The sequence below is a fragment of the Longimicrobium sp. genome, from assembly GCF_036387355.1.
GTDB lineage: Bacteria > Gemmatimonadota > Gemmatimonadetes > Longimicrobiales > Longimicrobiaceae > Longimicrobium.
Map to the genome: position 1 here is coordinate 1 of NZ_DASVTX010000037.1, position 1,635 is coordinate 1,635.

The 1,635-nt window shown below is 70.8% G+C and carries 1 protein-coding gene and 1 pseudogene; one reads left to right on the plus strand and one right to left on the minus strand.

Translation table 11 applies throughout. The features are described from left to right. Nucleotides 1-308, minus strand: a pseudogene (locus VF665_RS01815) (UDP-N-acetylenolpyruvoylglucosamine reductase); the annotation flags it as partial. Nucleotides 309-643: 335 nt separating this feature from the next. Here VF665_RS01815 and VF665_RS01820 point away from each other — a divergent pair. Continuing rightward, on the plus strand, nucleotides 644-1,635 hold a 992-nt coding region (locus VF665_RS01820), incomplete at its 3' end, for a tetratricopeptide repeat protein (RefSeq protein WP_331051692.1).

The window sequence follows — 1,635 nt, forward strand, 5'->3', positions numbered from 1 at the left end:
ACGCGGTTGTCGTCCAGGAAGTCGACGTGCTCCACCTCGTTCTTGATCACCAGCCCGCGGAAGCCCCGGTCGCCGATCAGGATGTTGGCCCCCATTCCCAGCAGGAAGAAGGGGATCTCCAGCTCGCGCGCGGCCAGCACGGCCCGCGCGAGCTCGTCGGGGGTCAGCGCGCGGTAGAGCATGTCGGCCGGGCCGCCGATCTTGAAGGTGGTGACCGGCCCCAGGAGCGCGTCCCGCTCCAGGCGGTCCGCGCCGAGGCGGGCTTCGAGTTCGCCCACCGCGGGGCCGAGGGTGTTCGAGTGGGGCATTCGCCGCGTGTGTGCCGGGGTGGAGGGAGGGCAAGATCGACGCGGGCGGGGTTGCAAGGGCGGTGCCCTGCGGAGTGCGCGCGCCGTTCACGCCTCCGCACGTGCACCCGCGGGCGCCCGCAGACCCGCCGCATGCGTTCGTTTGATCAAGCAAGGATCTACTAAACAAGTGGACGAGGCGATGAACGGTGGCGTTCCGGTCCCGCTGGTTACGCCCGCGCATGCATCCGGCCAGCGCCCGGACCTGTTCACTCTGTTCAGTTGTGCGAGGGTGGCTCACTCTATATCGTTTCTTTCACGACGAAGCATGATTTCACAACGGATGCGGAGATACGATGGGGGAAGCCGGATCTAAGCGCTCGCGCCGCCCGTCCCGACGCTGGGTGGTGCCGCCGGGGCTGCGCTACACGGACGAGCCCTTCGACGGCTTCGCCGTGGTCGACGAGCTGCGCAACGCGCTCGGGCTGCTCCTGTGGCAATCCCTTCGCGACGTAGATTTGTGGTCGGCCACGGAGCCGGAGGAGCACCCGCTCCTCTTCGCCCCCGGGGCGGCGGACCGGCGCCGCATCGAGCTGGCTTCGCTGCCCGAGGCGCGGGCGGTGCAGTCGCCGCTCCTGGCGATCGCGCGGCTGCTGGATGGGGAACCCGCGCACGCCTCCGAGCTGACGGAGACCTGCCTGGCCGTCTCGCGCTGGGCGATCTCGACGGGGTACCGGCGCACGGCGCTGGCCTTCGGCGAGGCGGCGGCGGTGGTGTCGCCGCACGATGCGGAGGCGGCGTACTGGGTGGGTTACCTGTCGCGCCGCGCGGCGCAGTACCGGCGGGCGGAGACGTGGTACCGCCGCACCATCGGCCTGGCGCGCCGCAACGACGACTGGAAGTCGTACGGGATGGCGTACTGCGGGTGGGCCAACCTCCTCATCCAGCGCGGCGACTACGCGGGCGCTCGCGACAAGCTGATGGTGGCCCTTCGCGCCGCGCGGCGGCACGGGCTGTGGAACATCAAGCCGCTGGCGCTCCACGACCTGTGCTGCATCGCCATCCGCAACGGCAACGCGGAGGAGGTGACGTCGTTCGCGCGCAAGGCGTTCCGCGCGTACGGACGGCGCCATCCGCGGGTGGTGGCGCTGGCGCACGACGTGGCCTTCTTCTGGATGCTGCAGGGGTACTTCGCGCCGGCGCTGCGCGTCTTCAGGGCGGTGGCCGTGCACGTGGAGGACCGGCCGCACCGCCTCCTGGCGCTTTCCAGTGTGGCGCGCGCCGCCGGCGGGGTGGGCGACCGCTTCACCTACAACGAGGCGTGGGCGGACACCTGGCAGCTCATCGA